This window comes from Streptomyces sp. NPDC001816 (assembly GCF_042892235.1).
Taxonomy (GTDB): domain Bacteria; phylum Actinomycetota; class Actinomycetes; order Streptomycetales; family Streptomycetaceae; genus Streptomyces.
This window is the reverse complement of sequence record NZ_JBIATY010000004.1, coordinates 441,263-455,243: the sequence shown is the minus strand read 5'-3', so window position 1 is coordinate 455,243 and position 13,981 is coordinate 441,263. Positions and strand designations below refer to the sequence as shown.

Genomic DNA, 13,981 nt, shown 5'->3' with positions numbered 1-13,981 from the left:
CCGTGAGCACCCCCAGCGCCACCGCACCCTCGACGCAGCAAGCGCCCGCACCCTCGGGTGGTGCCCCGCGCCGCCTCGGCTCGCTCGGACCCGTCGGGCTGGTGCTGGCCGGCGGAATCTCGGTCCAGTTCGGCGGGGCGCTCGCGGTGACCCTGATGCCGAGGGCCGGCGCGCTCGGCGTCGTCACCCTGCGGTTGCTCGCGGCGGCCGTGGTCCTCCTGGTGGTCTGCCGGCCCCGGCTGCGCGGCCACTCGCGCACCGACTGGGGCACGGTGGTCGTCTTCGGCATCACCATGGGCGCGATGAACGGCCTCTTCTACGAGGCGGTCGCCCGCATCCCGCTGGGCCCCGCGGTCACCCTCGAAGTCCTCGGCCCCCTCGCCCTGTCCGTCCTGGCGTCCCGCCGTGCGATCAACGCGGTGTGGGCGGGTCTGGCCCTCGCGGGCGTCTTCCTGCTCGGCGGCGGAGGCTTCAGCGACCTCGACCCCACCGGTGTGGCCTTCGCCCTGGGTGCCGGCGCCATGTGGGCGGCCTACATCGTCTTCAGCGCCCGTACGGGCCGCCGCTTCCCGCAGGCGGACGGTCTGGCCCTCGCGATGGCCGTGGCGGCCCTGCTCTTCCTCCCCCTGGGCATTGCCGAGGCGGGCACCCGCCTCCTCGACCCCACCACCGTCGCCCTCGGCTCGGCGGTGGCCCTGCTCTCCTCGGTGCTGCCCTACACCCTCGAACTCCTGGCCCTGCGCCGCCTGCCCGCCTCCACCTTCGCCATCCTCATGAGCCTGGAACCGGCCATCGCGGCCACAGCCGGCTTCCTGATCCTCGGCCAGGCCCTGTCCGCCACGGAGGCCGCCGCGATCGCCCTGGTCATCGCGGCGAGCATCGGCGCGGTGCGGACTCAGGTGGGCCGGGGGAAGGTGCCGCCTCTTCCGGCCGAGGGCCAGTAGGCGTCAGTCGGCGGGCTTCTCCCACACCGAGACGTGCTGCCGGCTCTCGCTCGTGAACGGCTCCCTGCTCCAGCCGTCCCACCGCTCGCGCAGCCGCAGCCCCGCGAGCCGGGCCATCAGATCCAGCTCCGCCGGCCACACGTACCTGAACGGAACGGACAGGTACGTGGCGTCGCCGTCCACCACCCGCACATGGTGCGAGCTCATCGACTGCGTCGCCACGTCGTACAGGTCGAAGCCCAGCCGCCCTTCCTCCACGCGGAACGGCACGGCGTTCTGCCCGGGCGGCAGCCGGCGCAGGTCGGGCACCGCGACCTCGACGACGAAGCAGCCGCCGGGCCCGAGATGGTTCGCGGCGTTGCGGAAGCAGTCCACCTGGGCGTCCTGGGAGGTCAGATTCATGATCGTGTTGTAGACGAGATAGGCGACGGAGAAGTCGCCGTCCACCTTCGCCGTCGCGAAATCCCCGACGGACACACCGATCGCGTCACCGCCCGGCTTGTCCCGCAGCCGCCGCACCATCGCCCGGGACAACTCGATCCCGTGCACCTCGACCCCGCGCCGCGCGAGCGGCAGCGCGATCCGCCCGGTCCCGACCCCGAACTCCAACGCCCGCCCACTGTCACCGGCGAGCTCCGCGAGAAACCCGACAACCGGGTCCACGGCCTCCGCCGCGAACATCTCCGCGGACGATTCGTCGTACCTCGCCGCGACCGCTTCCCCGAAGTAACCGTCTTCATCAGTCACCGGCTGACGGTACTGCGGCCACGCCCCGCCACGCGTGTGGTTTTCTGCTGGACGAAGAGCCGCGCGCAGCGACAGTAGATCTACGCCCGCAGGTGCCGGGCGAAGAACGAGCGCATGTAGCCGCGCACCAGCGGCACAGATTGCTCCGGGGCAATCGCCCCGATGAGCTTGTTCCGGTTGTCAGCCGTCATGAGCCTGGCTGACTGCAACTGGGGCGCAGTGGACGCGTAATCCGTGAACACCCCATGCGTGGCGTTGTCGATCTCCCGCCGGTGGACACGCCGCATGATCGACCAGGAACGCTCCAGCTCCTTCTTCTCCGAGAAGCCGTCGGTTCCCAGCAGGAGCAGCGGCCGGTCCGCCCCGTGCTCGGCAACCGGGAACAACTTCCCGTCCGGGTAGTCCAGAAAGCCCTCCAGGTTGATCGCCGCTTTGATGCGGCGGTCCTCGTGCATCGCCTCTGCCGCTGTCGTCCCACCCGCCGAGTGGCCGTAGATGCCCACCCGCCTCAGATCCAGCGCACGGCCGAGGTCGCTTCGCCCGGCCGCCAGGGCTTCCAACTGGTCCAGTACGAATCCGGTGTCCGCGATCCGGGTGTCGATCGCGGTGCGGAAGACGGTCGGATCCGTCCGGGGATTTCCCCTGAAAACGCTCTCTTACCAGGCCGGGCGGGGGTCCCGGAGCTCCGACGGGGTCTGCTCGGGCAGTTGCCGGCGAATGTCAGTGCGCAGCAGCATGCCGGGGTCCGGCGGGAACTGCTCGGTCGGCGGTGCAGGCCGGTGGAACCGCTCCGTGCGCGGCAACGGCACCTCCACCAGCTTGCCGTCGTACAGCATCCATAGGCCAAAACAGTCGTCGTCCTGGTCGCGGATCAACACCTGCACCCCGCCCGGATGCGGCCAGGGCAGCGACTCCAGATCCTTGAGGAGCCCGGACCGTCCCCGCGCCTTGTCGAACTCGATCGCCCAGCCGTAGCCGAAGCCGCCATCCTGGGCCCGCACCGGTTCGAACCGCCCCCGCCAGCTGCGCCCGGGTTCTTCTCGGGTCAGCGGTTCCATCACAGCGTCACAGTAGGGGGCCAGCACGATGACGTCCGCGGCTCTGCTCATGGCGAGATGGGACCACGCACCGTGCCCGCCCGGCAACCGGCGCTACCAACGCAAGCCCGAGCACCTCCCCGCCTTCACCACCAGCCTCATCAACTGCCGCCGACTCACCAAGTGAAACGACGTCTTGGAGTCGCGGACGGCTGTGCAGGGATACAACATTCTTGGAATCACGGCCCTGCGCTAGACAGGGATCATGGCCAAACAGCGCATCACCGTCTGCGTCCCACCGCCCAGCGACCCCGCCGACCCCGACGCCCTGCGCCAGGCGATCGGGGAGGCCATGGCTCCCCACTACTACTGGCGCGAGGACAGACCGCACCCCGACTGGGTCGGCGAGTGGGACTACTGGTTCATCTCCGGCTCCAACTGCCCCTTCGCGGTTCTCCCCGATCACGAGGACGACCCCCGGCTGGTCCGGAACGACGAGTGGAGACCGTCGGAGGAGGAGCTGCCCCGGGACCGTTGCCACGGCGGGCCCCGGGCCCTTCTCGACCTCGACACCGACCGGGAGGCGGCCGCGCACGAGGCCGCCCGGCGGTGGGACGACTGGGCGCGGTTCGCCGCCGGCCACCCCCCGGCGCTGTCCGCCGGCCACTACCTCGACCGGGCGTACCTCGACCCGGTGGGCTGCCCCGAGGAGCGTGCCCGGGCGGAGTACGCCGCTCAGCCGCTGATCCGGGCCTTCAGGGAGGACCCGGAGCTGCGGGAACGGTTCCCCTACGACCCGATCGGCTTCTTCGGCCCCGACCGGGAGGCGTTCGTGGCGGCCCGTGTGGACGAGGCGCTGCCCACCCCCGCCCTCCTCACACTGGACGGCCGGTGGGTCGAGTACGGCGGGCCGGACTACCGCCGGGAGTTCAACGCCTACCTCGACGCCCTTCCGCCCGAGACGATGGTGGTCAGGGTGCTGTACCACTCGTAACCACCCGCAACCACTCGAAGACACCCCCGCATCACTCTGAGGCACCCTTGCGTGACTCGGCGGCCGCAAGCCGCCCAAACAAATTCATGCAAGCACGCTTGATTGTTTCTCGCGCCGCTGCCATGCTCCCTGCCATGTCCGAGCCGACGCCCGTCTTTGACGACCTGCGCGAGGAAAGTGAAGAACTCGACCACGTGGTGGCCGAGTTGGCCGAGGAGCGGTGGGCGCTCGCCACGCCCGCGCCGCGCTGGAGCATCGCCCACCAGATCGCCCATCTGCACTGGACGGACCGGGCCGCCCTGCTCGCCGTCACGGACGAGGACGGGTTCGGGGAGGTCGTCCAGAAGGCGCTGAAGTCCCCCGACTCCTTCGTCGACGAGGCTGCCGAGGAAGGCGCCCGGCTCGCACCCGCCGAGCTGCTGTCCCGCTGGCGGGAGGGACGGGCCGCACTGGACAGGGCACTGCGGGCGGCACCACAGGGAGCCCGCTTCCCCTGGTTCGGGCCACCCATGTCGGCCGCCTCCATGGCCACCGGGCGTCTTATGGAGACCTGGGCCCATGGCCAGGACGTGGCGGACGCCCTGGGTGTGGTGCGCGCACCCACCGACCGGCTCCGGCATGTGGTCCGCATCGGGGTGCGCGCCCGGGACTTCGCCTTCGGGGTACGGGGGCTGCCCGTGCCGGCGGAGGAGTTCCGCGTCGAGGTTCGCGCGCCCTCCGGCGCCCTGTGGACGTACGGCCCCGAAGACGCCCCGCAACGCGTCACCGGCCCCGCCCTCGACTTCTGCCTTCTGGTCACCCAGCGCGCCCACCGTGCCGACCTCGCCCTCCATGCCGAGGGTCCGGACGCCGACCGCTGGCTCGACATCGCGCAGGCCTTCGCGGGCCCGCCCGGCACCGGCCGCAAGGCGAAGGGGGAACCGGCGTGACGGTGCTGCGCATCGGCAACTTCTCCGGCTTCTACGGCGACCGCGCCGACGCCCTGCGCGAGATGCTCACCGGCGGCGAGGTCGACGTCCTCACCGGCGACTATCTCGCCGAGCTGACCATGCTGATCCTCGGCAGGGACCGGCTGAAGGACCCGGCCGCCGGGTACGCCCGTACCTTCCTGCGGCAGCTGGAGGACTGCCTCGGCGTCGCCCACGAGCGCGGGGTGCGGATCGTCACCAACGCGGGCGGTCTGAATCCGGCCGGACTTGCTGACGCCGTGCGGCAGTTGGCCGAGCGGCTCGGTGTCCCCGTGCGGGTCGCCCACGTCGAGGGTGATGACCTCACCGCCCGGCATCCCGGCGCCCTCGCCGCCCACGCCTACCTCGGCGGCTTCGGGATCGCCGAGTGCCTGCGGGCCGGCGCCGACGTCGTGATCACCGGGCGGGTGACCGACGCGGCGCTCGTCACCGGGCCCGCCGCCGCCCACTTCGGCTGGCAGCCGGGGGAGTACGACCGCCTCGCCGGGGCCGTCGTCGCCGGGCATGTGCTGGAGTGCGGGACGCAGGCGACCGGCGGGAACTACTCCTTCTTCCGCGAGGGTGACGTACGCCGTCCCGGCTTCCCGCTCGCCGAGATCCACGCGGACGGCAGCAGCGTCATCACCAAGCACCCCGGCACCGGCGGCTTCGTGGACGTCGGCACGGTCACCGCGCAGCTGCTCTACGAGACCGGCGGCGCCCGGTACCTCGGCCCCGACGTCACCGCCCGGCTGGACACCGTACGGCTGAGCCAGGACGGGGCGGACCGGGTGCGGATCGAGGGTGTGCGCGGGGAGGCGCCCCCGCCGACGCTCAAGGCCGGACTAAACCGGCTCGGCGGCTTCCGCAACGAGGTCGCCTTCGTGCTCACCGGGCTCGACATCGAGGCCAAGGCGGAGCTGGTACGGGAGCAGCTGGGCGACGCGCTCGCCAAGTCGCCGCCCAAGGAGGTCCGTTGGGATCTCGTCCGTACCGACCGGGCCGATGCCGACTCCGAGGAGATGGCCAGCGCGCTGCTGCGGCTCGTCGTACGGGACCCGGACCAGCAGGTCGTCGGGCGTGCGCTGAGCGGAGCCGCCATCGAGCTGGCGCTGGCCAGCTACCCCGGATTCCATGTGCTGGCGCCACCCGGAAAGGGCGCACCTTATGGGGTCTTCGAGGATGTGTACGTCCCCCATGGTGCCGTCGACCATGTGGCGGTCCTCCATGACGGGCGCCGGATGACCGTGGCGGCGGCACCGACCCACGACACCCTCGTAACCGACGAACTGCCCCAGCCACCGCTGCCCGAGCCGCTTCCGTCCGGGCCCGTCCGCCGCGCCCCCCTCGGGCTCGTCGCCGGAGCCCGCAGCGGGGACAAGGGCGGGAACGCCAACGTGGGGGTGTGGGCGCGGTCGGAGGAGGCCTGGCGGTGGCTCGTGCACGAGCTGACCGTGGACAGGTTCCGGCAGCTGATCCCCGAGAGCGAGGGGCTGCCCGTCAGCCGGCACGTGCTTGCGAACCTCCGCGCCGTCAACTTCGTCGTGACCGGCATCCTCGGTGCCGGCGTCGCCGCCCAGCACCGCTTCGACCCGCAGGCCAAGGCCCTCGGCGAATGGCTGCGCTCCCGCCACCTGGACATCCCGGAGGCCCTCCTGTGACCGTTCTCGACACGGCCCTGGACACCCAGCACCCCGACTACCAGGCCAACCGCGAGGCCATGCTCGCCAAGCTCGCCGACCTGGAGGCCGAGCACGCCAAGGCGCTCGCGGGCGGCGGTGAGAAGTACGTCCAGCGGCACCGGAAGCGGGGCAAGCTGCTCGCCCGCGAACGCATCGAGCTGCTCCTCGACCCGGACACACCCTTCCTGGAGCTGTCCCCGCTGGCCGCCTGGGGGAGTGACTACACGGTCGGCGCCTCCCTGGTCACCGGGATCGGCGTGGTCGAGGGCGTGGAGTGCCTGATCACCGCCAACGACCCGACCGTGCGCGGCGGCGCCAGCAACCCCTGGAGCCTGAAGAAGGCCCTGCGCGCCAACGACATCGCGCTCGCCAACCGGCTGCCCTGCATCAGCCTGGTGGAGTCCGGGGGAGCCGATCTGCCGTCCCAGAAGGAGATCTTCATCCCCGGTGGGGCCATCTTCCGGGATCTGACCCGGCTGTCCGCCGCCGGTATCCCGACCGTCGCCGTCGTCTTCGGCAACTCCACCGCCGGCGGGGCGTACATCCCCGGCATGTCCGACCACGTGATCATGGTCAAGGAGCGGGCGAAGGTGTTCCTCGGCGGGCCGCCGCTGGTGAAGATGGCGACCGGCGAGGAGAGCGACGACGAGTCGCTCGGCGGCGCCGAGATGCACGCGCGCGTGTCGGGCCTCGCCGACTACTTCGCCGTGGACGAGCAGGACGCCCTGCGCCAGGCCCGCCGGGTCGTCGCCCGCCTCAACCACCGCAAGGCGCACGGCGATCCGGGCCCGGCGGCCCCGCCGAAGTACGACGAGGACGAACTGCTCGGCATCGTCCCCGGCGACCTGAAGATCCCCTTCGACCCGCGCGAGGTCGTCGCCCGCCTGGTCGACGCCTCCGACTTCGACGAGTTCAAGCCGCTGTACGGGACGAGCCTCGCGACCGGCTGGGCGAGCCTGCACGGCTATCCGGTCGGCATCCTGGCGAACGCCCAGGGCGTCCTGTTCAGCGAGGAGTCGCAGAAGGCCGCCCAGTTCATCCAGCTCGCCAACCAGCGCGACATCCCGCTGCTGTTCCTCCACAACACCACCGGCTACATGGTCGGCAAGGAGTACGAGCAGGGCGGGATCATCAAGCACGGCGCGATGATGATCAACGCGGTCAGCAACAGCAGGGTCCCGCACCTGTCGGTGCTGATGGGCGCGTCGTACGGCGCCGGCCACTACGGCATGTGCGGGCGGGCCTACGACCCCCGCTTCCTGTTCGCCTGGCCCAGCGCCAAGTCGGCCGTCATGGGCCCGCAACAGCTCGCGGGCGTACTGTCGATCGTCGCCCGGCAGTCGGCGGCGGCGAAGGGGCAGCCGTACGACGAGGACGCGGACGCCCCCCTGCGCGCCATGGTGGAGCAGCAGATCGAGTCCGAGTCGCTGCCGATGTTCTTGTCCGGGCGGTTGTACGACGACGGCGTCATCGACCCGCGCGACACCCGCACCGTCCTCGGCCTGTGCCTGTCCGCGATCCACACCGCCCCCTACGAGGGCGCGCGCGGCGGCTTCGGCGTCTTCCGGATGTGACGGCCATGACCGATGTGAGGGGTCCCTTGATTTCGACTCTGCTGGTCGCCAACCGGGGCGAGATCGCCTGCCGGATCTTCCGCACCTGCGGTGAGTTGGGAATCCGGACGGTCGCCGTGCACTCGGACGCCGACGAGAACGCGCTCCACGCGCGCGTGGCCGACGCGGCGGTACGGCTGCCGGGGGCGACGCCCGCCGAGACGTACCTGCGCGGCGACCTGATCGTGAAGGCGGCGCTGGCCGCCGGCGCGGACGCCGTGCACCCCGGGTACGGCTTCCTCTCCGAGAACCCCGAGTTCGCCCGTGCCGTCCTCGACGCCGGCCTGGTCTGGATCGGGCCGCCGCCGGAGGCGATCGAGGCGATGGCGTCCAAGACGCGCGCCAAGGAGCTGATGGGGATCGCGCCTCTCGGCGAGGTCACCGAGGCCGACCTGCCGGTGCTCGTGAAAGCGGCCGCCGGCGGCGGCGGGCGCGGGATGCGGATCGTGCGCCGCCTGGAGGAGCTGCCGTCCGCACGGGAGGGCGCGCGCGCCGAGGCCGCGAGCGCCTTCGGTGACGGCGAGGTCTTCGTCGAGCCGTACATCGAGGACGGCCGCCATGTCGAGGTGCAGATCCTCGCCGACACCCACGGCACCGTCTGGACGCTCGGCACCCGCGACTGCTCCCTGCAGCGCCGCCACCAGAAGGTGATCGAGGAGGCCCCGGCAGCCGGCCTCTCCGAGAGGCTCACGGCGGATCTGTACGCGCTGGCCGTGCGCGCGGCCCGTTCCGTGTCCTACGTGGGCGCCGGCACGGTCGAGTTCCTGGTCGCCGACGGCCGGGCCCACTTCCTGGAGATGAACACCCGCCTCCAGGTCGAACACCCCGTCACGGAGGCGGTCTTCGGCCTCGACCTGGTCGCCGAACAGCTCCGCGTCGCCGAGGGCCACCCCCTGTCCGCCGAACCGCCCCGCGCACAGGGCCACGCCGTCGAAGCCCGCCTGTACGCCGAGGACCCCGCCCGCGACTGGGCCCCGCAGACCGGCACCCTGCACCGCCTCGCCGTACCCGCCGGCGTCCGCCTCGACACGGGCTACACCGACGGCGACACCATCGGCGTGCACTACGACCCGATGCTCGCCAAGGTCGTCGCACACGCCCCCACACGCGCGGAGGCGATCCGCAGGCTCGCGGGCGCGCTGGAACGAGCGGAACTTCACGGCCCGGTCACCAACAGGGACCTGCTGGTGCGCTCCCTGCGCCACGCCGAGTTCGTGAGCGCCCGCATGGACACCGGCTTCTACGACCGCCACCTCACCGACCTGACCGAGCCCGCACCCGACCCGTACGCCCCCCTCGCCGCCGCCCTCGCCGACGCCCACGGCCGCTCCCGCTTCGGCGGCTGGCGCAACCTGGCCTCCCAGCCGCAGATCAAGCGGTACGAGATGGCGGGCGAGGAGCACGAGGTCCACTACCGGCACACCAGGGACGGCCTCGCGGCCGAGGGAGTGCGGGTCGCACACGCCGACGCGCGCAGAGTCGTACTCGAAGTGGACGGCGTACAGCGCAAGTTCGACGTCACACGCTACGGCGACCAGGTGTACGTCAACAGGTCCCGCCTCACCGCCCTGCCCCGCTTCCCCGACCCCACCGCCCAGCTCGCCCCCGGCTCCCTGCTGGCCCCGATGCCCGGCACGGTCGTACGCATCGCCGAGGGCCTGTCGGAGGGCGCGACCGTACAGGCGGGCCAGCCCCTGATCTGGCTGGAGGCGATGAAGATGCAGCACCAGATCGCCGCGCCCGTCACCGGAACGCTCAGCGCCCTGCACGCCAAGGCCGGCCAGCAGGTGGAGCCGGGCATGTTGCTCGCCGTCGTACAGGAAACCTCTTCTTAGGAGCCCCATGACCGCCGTCATCGAGTCCGAAGAGCACAAGGCCCTCCGGTCCGCCGTCGCCGCCCTCGGCAAGCGCTACGGCCGCGACTACCTCACCCGCACCGTCGCCGAGGGCAAGCCCCTCACCGAACTCTGGTCCGAGGCAGGCAAACTGGGCTACCTCGGCGTCAACCTCCCCGAGGAGCACGGCGGTGGGGGCGGCGGCATCACGGAACTCTCCATCGTCCTGGAAGAGCTGGGCGCGGCGGGCTCCCCCCTCCTCATGCTCGTCGTCTCACCCGCCATCTGCGGCACGGTGATCTCCCGCTTCGGCACGGAGGAGCAGAAGCGCACCTGGCTGCCCGGACTCGCCGACGGCTCCCGCCTCATGGCCTTCGGCATCACCGAACCCGACGCCGGCTCGAACTCCCACCGCATCACCACCACAGCACGCCGGGACGGCACCGACTGGCTCCTCACCGGCCGGAAAGTCTTCATCTCCGGCGTCGACATGGCCGACGCGGTCCTCATCGTCGGCCGCACCGAAGACGCCCGCACCGGACGCCTCAAGCCCTGCCTGTTCATCGTCCCGACGGACGCCGAGGGCTTCCAGAAACACCCCATCGACATGGAACTCAACGCCGCCGAGAAGCAGTTCGAGCTGGTCCTGGACGACGTACGGCTCCCCGCCGACGCGCTCGTCGGCGACGAGGACGCCGGCCTGCTCCAGCTGTTCGCCGGACTCAACCCCGAACGCATCATGACCGCCGCCTTCGCGATCGGCATGGGCCGCTACGCGCTCTCCAAAGCGATCGAGTACGCCCGCGACCGTACCGTCTGGAAGGCCCCCATCGGCGCCCACCAGGCGATCGCCCACCCCCTGGCACAGGCCCACATCGACCTGGAACTGGCCCGGCTGATGACGCAGAAAGCGGCCCATCTCTACGACGCCGGCGACGACATCGGCGCGGGCGAGGCCGCCAACATGGCCAAGTACGCGGCCGGAGAGGCCTGCGTGAAGGCCGTCGACCAGGCCGTGCACACCCTCGGCGGCAACGGCCTCACGCGCGAATTCGGGCTCGCCTCGTTGATAACAGCCGCGCGCGTGGCTCGTATTGCTCCGGTGAGCCGGGAGATGATTCTCAACTACGTCTCCCACCAGACCCTGGGCCTGCCCAAGTCGTACTAGGCCGCAGCCGCAGCAGCCGCTTGGAGGAACCGTGTTCCGCAGCGAGTACGCAGACGTCCCGCCCGTAGAACTCCCCATCCACGAGGCCGTCCTGGGCCACGCCGCCGACTTCGGCGACCAGCCCGCCCTCATCGACGGCACGGACGGCACGACCCTCACGTACGAACAAGTGGACCGGTTCCACCGGCGGCTGGCCGCCGCGCTCGCCGACGCCGGCGTACGCAAGGGCGACGTCCTCGCCCTGCACAGCCCCAACACCATCGCCTTCCCGACCGCCTTCTACGCGGCCACACGCGCGGGCGCCTCCGTCACCACCGTGCACCCGCTCGCCACACCCGAGGAATTCGCCAAACAGCTCAGCGACAGCGGCGCCCGCTGGATCGTCACCGTCTCCCCGCTGCTGGAGTCCGCCCGCCGGGCCGCCGAACTCGCCGGCGGCATACGGGAGATATTCGTGTGCGACAACGCACCCGGACACCGCTCGCTGATCGACATGCTCGCCTGCACCACACCCGAACCACAGATCGACTTCGACCCGGCCGAGGACGTCGCCGCGCTGCCGTACTCCTCCGGCACCACCGGCGTCCCCAAGGGCGTGATGCTCACCCACCAGCAGATCGCCACCAACCTCGCCCAGCTGGAACCCCCCGTCCCGACCGGCCCCGGCGACCGCATCCTCGCCGTGCTGCCGTTCTTCCACATCTACGGCCTCACCGCCCTGATGAACGCGCCCCTGCGCAAGGGCGCCACGGTCGTCGTCCTGCCCCGCTTCGACCTGGAGACCTTCCTCGCCGCCATCGAGAACCACCGCATCACCGGCCTGTACGTGGCCCCGCCGATCGTCCTCGCCCTCACCAAGCACACTGCGGTCGCCCGCTACGACCTCTCGTCCCTGAAGTACGTCATCAGCGCCGCCGCCCCCCTGGACGCCACCCTCGCCGCCGCCTGCGCCGAACGCCTCGGCCTGCCCCCGATCGGCCAGGCCTACGGCATGACCGAACTGTCGCCCGGCACCCACGTCGTCCCGCTCGACGCCCTGCACCACGCACCCCCCGGCACGGTCGGCAAACTCATCGCCGGCACCGGAATGCGGATCGTCTCCCTGGACGACCCCGGCAAGGACCTCGGCCCCGGCGAACCCGGCGAGATCCTCATCCGCGGCCCGCAGGTGATGAAGGGCTACCTCGGCCGCCCCGACGCCACCGCCGACATGATCGACGCCGACGGCTGGCTGCACACCGGCGACATCGGGCACGTCGACGACGACGGCTGGCTCTTCGTCGTCGACCGCGTCAAGGAACTCATCAAGTACAAGGGCTTCCAGGTGGCCCCCGCCGAACTGGAGGCCCTCCTGCTCACCCACCCCGGCATCGCCGACGCCGCCGTCGTCGGCGCCTACAACGAGGACGGCAACGAGATCCCGCACGCCTTCGTCGTCCGCCAGCGCACCGCCGCCGACCTCAGCGAGAACGAGATCATGCTCTACGTCGCCGAACGCGTCGCCCCCTACAAACGCGTCCGCCGGATCACCTTCATCGACACCGTCCCCCGCGCGGCCAGCGGGAAGATCCTGCGCCGACAGCTCAGGGAGCACACGTGAGCGCACTGATCGGACGCACGCGCGCGCGTGGCGTCGAAACCCTCAGTCTGGACTCCACCGACACCCGCAACGCCCTCTCGGCCGCCCTCGTCGCCGAACTCGCCGGCGCCCTCGCCGACTGCGGCAAGGACCCGGACGTCCGGGCCGTCGTCCTCACCCACACCGGCACCACCTTCTGCGCCGGCGCCGACCTGCGCGACCCACCCGACCCGGACGCCTTCGTGGGCCTGCTCCGGCAGATCGTGGAACTGCCCAGACCCGTGCTCGCCCGGATCACCGGACACGTCCGCGCGGGCGGCCTCGGCCTCCTCGCCGCCTGCGACATCACCGCCGCCTCCACCCAGGCCACCTTCGCCTTCACCGAGGTCCGCATCGGCGTCGCCCCCGCGGTCATCTCCCTCCCGGTGATCCCGCGCACCGACCCCCGCGCCCTCGCCCGCTACTACCTCACCGGCGAACGCTTCGCCCCCGCCGAGGCCGTACGCCTGGGCCTGCTCACCACCACCGCCGACGACGTCGACGAAGCCCTCGCCCCCGTCCTCGACGGCCTGCGCCGCTCCTCACCGCAAGCCCTGGCCGAGACGAAACAGCTGCTCACGGCTAGGGTGCTGGAGACGTTCGACCGGGACGCGGCCCAGCTGACCGCGCTCTCGGCCCGGCTGTTCTCCACCGCCCACGCCCGGGAGGGGATGACGGCCTTCCTGGAAAGACGGGATGCGGCATGGGTGGTGTGAGTACGGCGGAACGCGACCGCGTACCCAAGCAGGACCGCAGCCGGGCCACCCGGCAGCGGCTCCTGGAGGCCGCCGTGGCCTGCCTGGCCGAGCACGGCTGGGCAGGCTCCACCGTCGCCGTCGTCGCCGAACGCGCCGGCGTCTCCCGGGGCGCCGCCCAGCACCACTTCCCCACCCGCGAGGACCTGTTCACGGCCGCCGTCGAGTACGTCGCCGAAGAACGCTCCACCGCCCTGCGCGCACTCTTCCCGGACGGCCCCGCAGACCGCCGCGCCGTCGTCTTCGCCCTCGTCGACCTCTACACCGGCCCCCTCTTCCGCGCCGCCCTCCACCTATGGGTCGCCGCCTCCGACGAAGACCAGCTACGCCCGCGCGTGACCGAGCTGGAGGCCCGTGTGGGCCGCGAGACCCACCGCATCGCCGTCGACCTGCTCGGCGCCGACGAGTCCCGCCCCGGCGTCCGCGAGACCGTCCAGGGCCTGCTCGACATGGCCCGCGGCCTGGGCCTCGCCAACCTCCTCACCGACGACACCGCCCGCCGTGAACGCGTGGTCGCCCAGTGGGCGCTGCTGCTGGAGGAATCCCTGGGCTGAGGAAGCACCGGGCCGAGGGGTTACCGCGGGAGCGCGTTACCCTTGGGCCCATGCCTCTGATGCTCGTTCGCCGCCGCCACGTGGACT

13 protein-coding genes are annotated in these 13,981 nt (G+C 71.6%); 10 read left to right on the top strand and 3 right to left on the bottom strand.

The genetic code is table 11. The features are described from left to right. Positions 1-2 precede the first annotated feature (2 nt). Positions 3-944 carry a DMT family transporter gene (locus tag ACFYZZ_RS17600; RefSeq protein ID WP_389176470.1) on the top strand — a complete coding sequence of 314 codons (942 nt, stop codon included), beginning with the start codon at positions 3-5 and terminating at the stop codon, positions 942-944. A 3-nt stretch (positions 945-947) separates the two neighbouring features. On the opposite strand, the gene ACFYZZ_RS17595 is transcribed toward ACFYZZ_RS17600, so the two are convergent. From ACFYZZ_RS17595 to ACFYZZ_RS17585, 3 genes are all read right to left on the bottom strand, one after another. Continuing rightward, positions 948-1,691 (bottom strand): class I SAM-dependent methyltransferase, encoded by a 744-nt coding sequence (locus ACFYZZ_RS17595; RefSeq protein WP_389176468.1) that lies wholly within the window; start codon positions 1,689-1,691, stop codon positions 948-950. Between the two features lie 80 nt (positions 1,692-1,771). Then, positions 1,772-2,251: a hypothetical protein gene (locus ACFYZZ_RS17590; protein ID WP_389176466.1), complete on the bottom strand. Its 480-nt coding sequence runs from the start codon at positions 2,249-2,251 to the stop codon at positions 1,772-1,774. Between the two features lie 96 nt (positions 2,252-2,347). Continuing rightward, positions 2,348-2,800 carry a hypothetical protein gene (locus ACFYZZ_RS17585; protein WP_389176464.1) on the bottom strand — a complete coding sequence of 151 codons (453 nt, stop codon included), beginning with the start codon at positions 2,798-2,800 and terminating at the stop codon, positions 2,348-2,350. Between the two features lie 193 nt (positions 2,801-2,993). Here ACFYZZ_RS17585 and ACFYZZ_RS17580 point away from each other — a divergent pair, with 193 nt between their 5' ends. From ACFYZZ_RS17580 to ACFYZZ_RS17540, 9 genes are all read left to right on the top strand, one after another. Continuing rightward, complete coding sequence (locus tag ACFYZZ_RS17580) at positions 2,994-3,722, top strand: hypothetical protein (protein ID WP_389176462.1); 729 nt, start codon at positions 2,994-2,996, stop codon at positions 3,720-3,722. Between the two features lie 134 nt (positions 3,723-3,856). Then, a complete protein-coding gene (locus ACFYZZ_RS17575) occupies positions 3,857-4,651 on the top strand; it encodes a TIGR03084 family metal-binding protein (protein WP_389176460.1) in 795 nt (264 codons plus the stop codon). Next, a complete protein-coding gene (locus tag ACFYZZ_RS17570; RefSeq protein WP_389176458.1) occupies positions 4,648-6,330 on the top strand; it encodes an acyclic terpene utilization AtuA family protein in 1,683 nt (560 codons plus the stop codon). Before ACFYZZ_RS17575 ends, ACFYZZ_RS17570 begins: the two co-directional genes overlap by 4 nt. Then, on the top strand, positions 6,327-7,925 hold the full coding sequence (locus ACFYZZ_RS17565) for an acyl-CoA carboxylase subunit beta (RefSeq protein WP_389176456.1): 1,599 nt from the start codon (positions 6,327-6,329) through the stop codon (positions 7,923-7,925). The genes ACFYZZ_RS17570 and ACFYZZ_RS17565 overlap by 4 nt, the downstream gene beginning before the upstream one ends. A 26-nt stretch (positions 7,926-7,951) precedes the next feature. Beyond that, complete coding sequence (locus ACFYZZ_RS17560; RefSeq protein ID WP_389176454.1) at positions 7,952-9,799, top strand: biotin carboxylase N-terminal domain-containing protein; 1,848 nt, start codon at positions 7,952-7,954, stop codon at positions 9,797-9,799. A 7-nt stretch (positions 9,800-9,806) separates the two neighbouring features. Beyond that, positions 9,807-10,967: an acyl-CoA dehydrogenase family protein gene (locus ACFYZZ_RS17555; protein ID WP_389176452.1), complete on the top strand. Its 1,161-nt coding sequence runs from the start codon at positions 9,807-9,809 to the stop codon at positions 10,965-10,967. A gap of 31 nt (positions 10,968-10,998) precedes the next feature. After that, a complete protein-coding gene (locus ACFYZZ_RS17550; protein ID WP_389176450.1) occupies positions 10,999-12,567 on the top strand; it encodes a 4-coumarate--CoA ligase family protein in 1,569 nt (522 codons plus the stop codon). After that, entirely contained in the window at positions 12,564-13,301 is a 738-nt protein-coding gene (locus tag ACFYZZ_RS17545) for an enoyl-CoA hydratase family protein (RefSeq protein ID WP_389176448.1), read from the top strand. Before ACFYZZ_RS17550 ends, ACFYZZ_RS17545 begins: the two co-directional genes overlap by 4 nt. Next, positions 13,289-13,894, top strand: a complete 606-nt coding sequence (locus ACFYZZ_RS17540) for a TetR/AcrR family transcriptional regulator (protein WP_389176446.1) — start codon at positions 13,289-13,291, stop codon at positions 13,892-13,894. The genes ACFYZZ_RS17545 and ACFYZZ_RS17540 overlap by 13 nt, the downstream gene beginning before the upstream one ends. Positions 13,895-13,981: the final 87 nt, after the last annotated feature.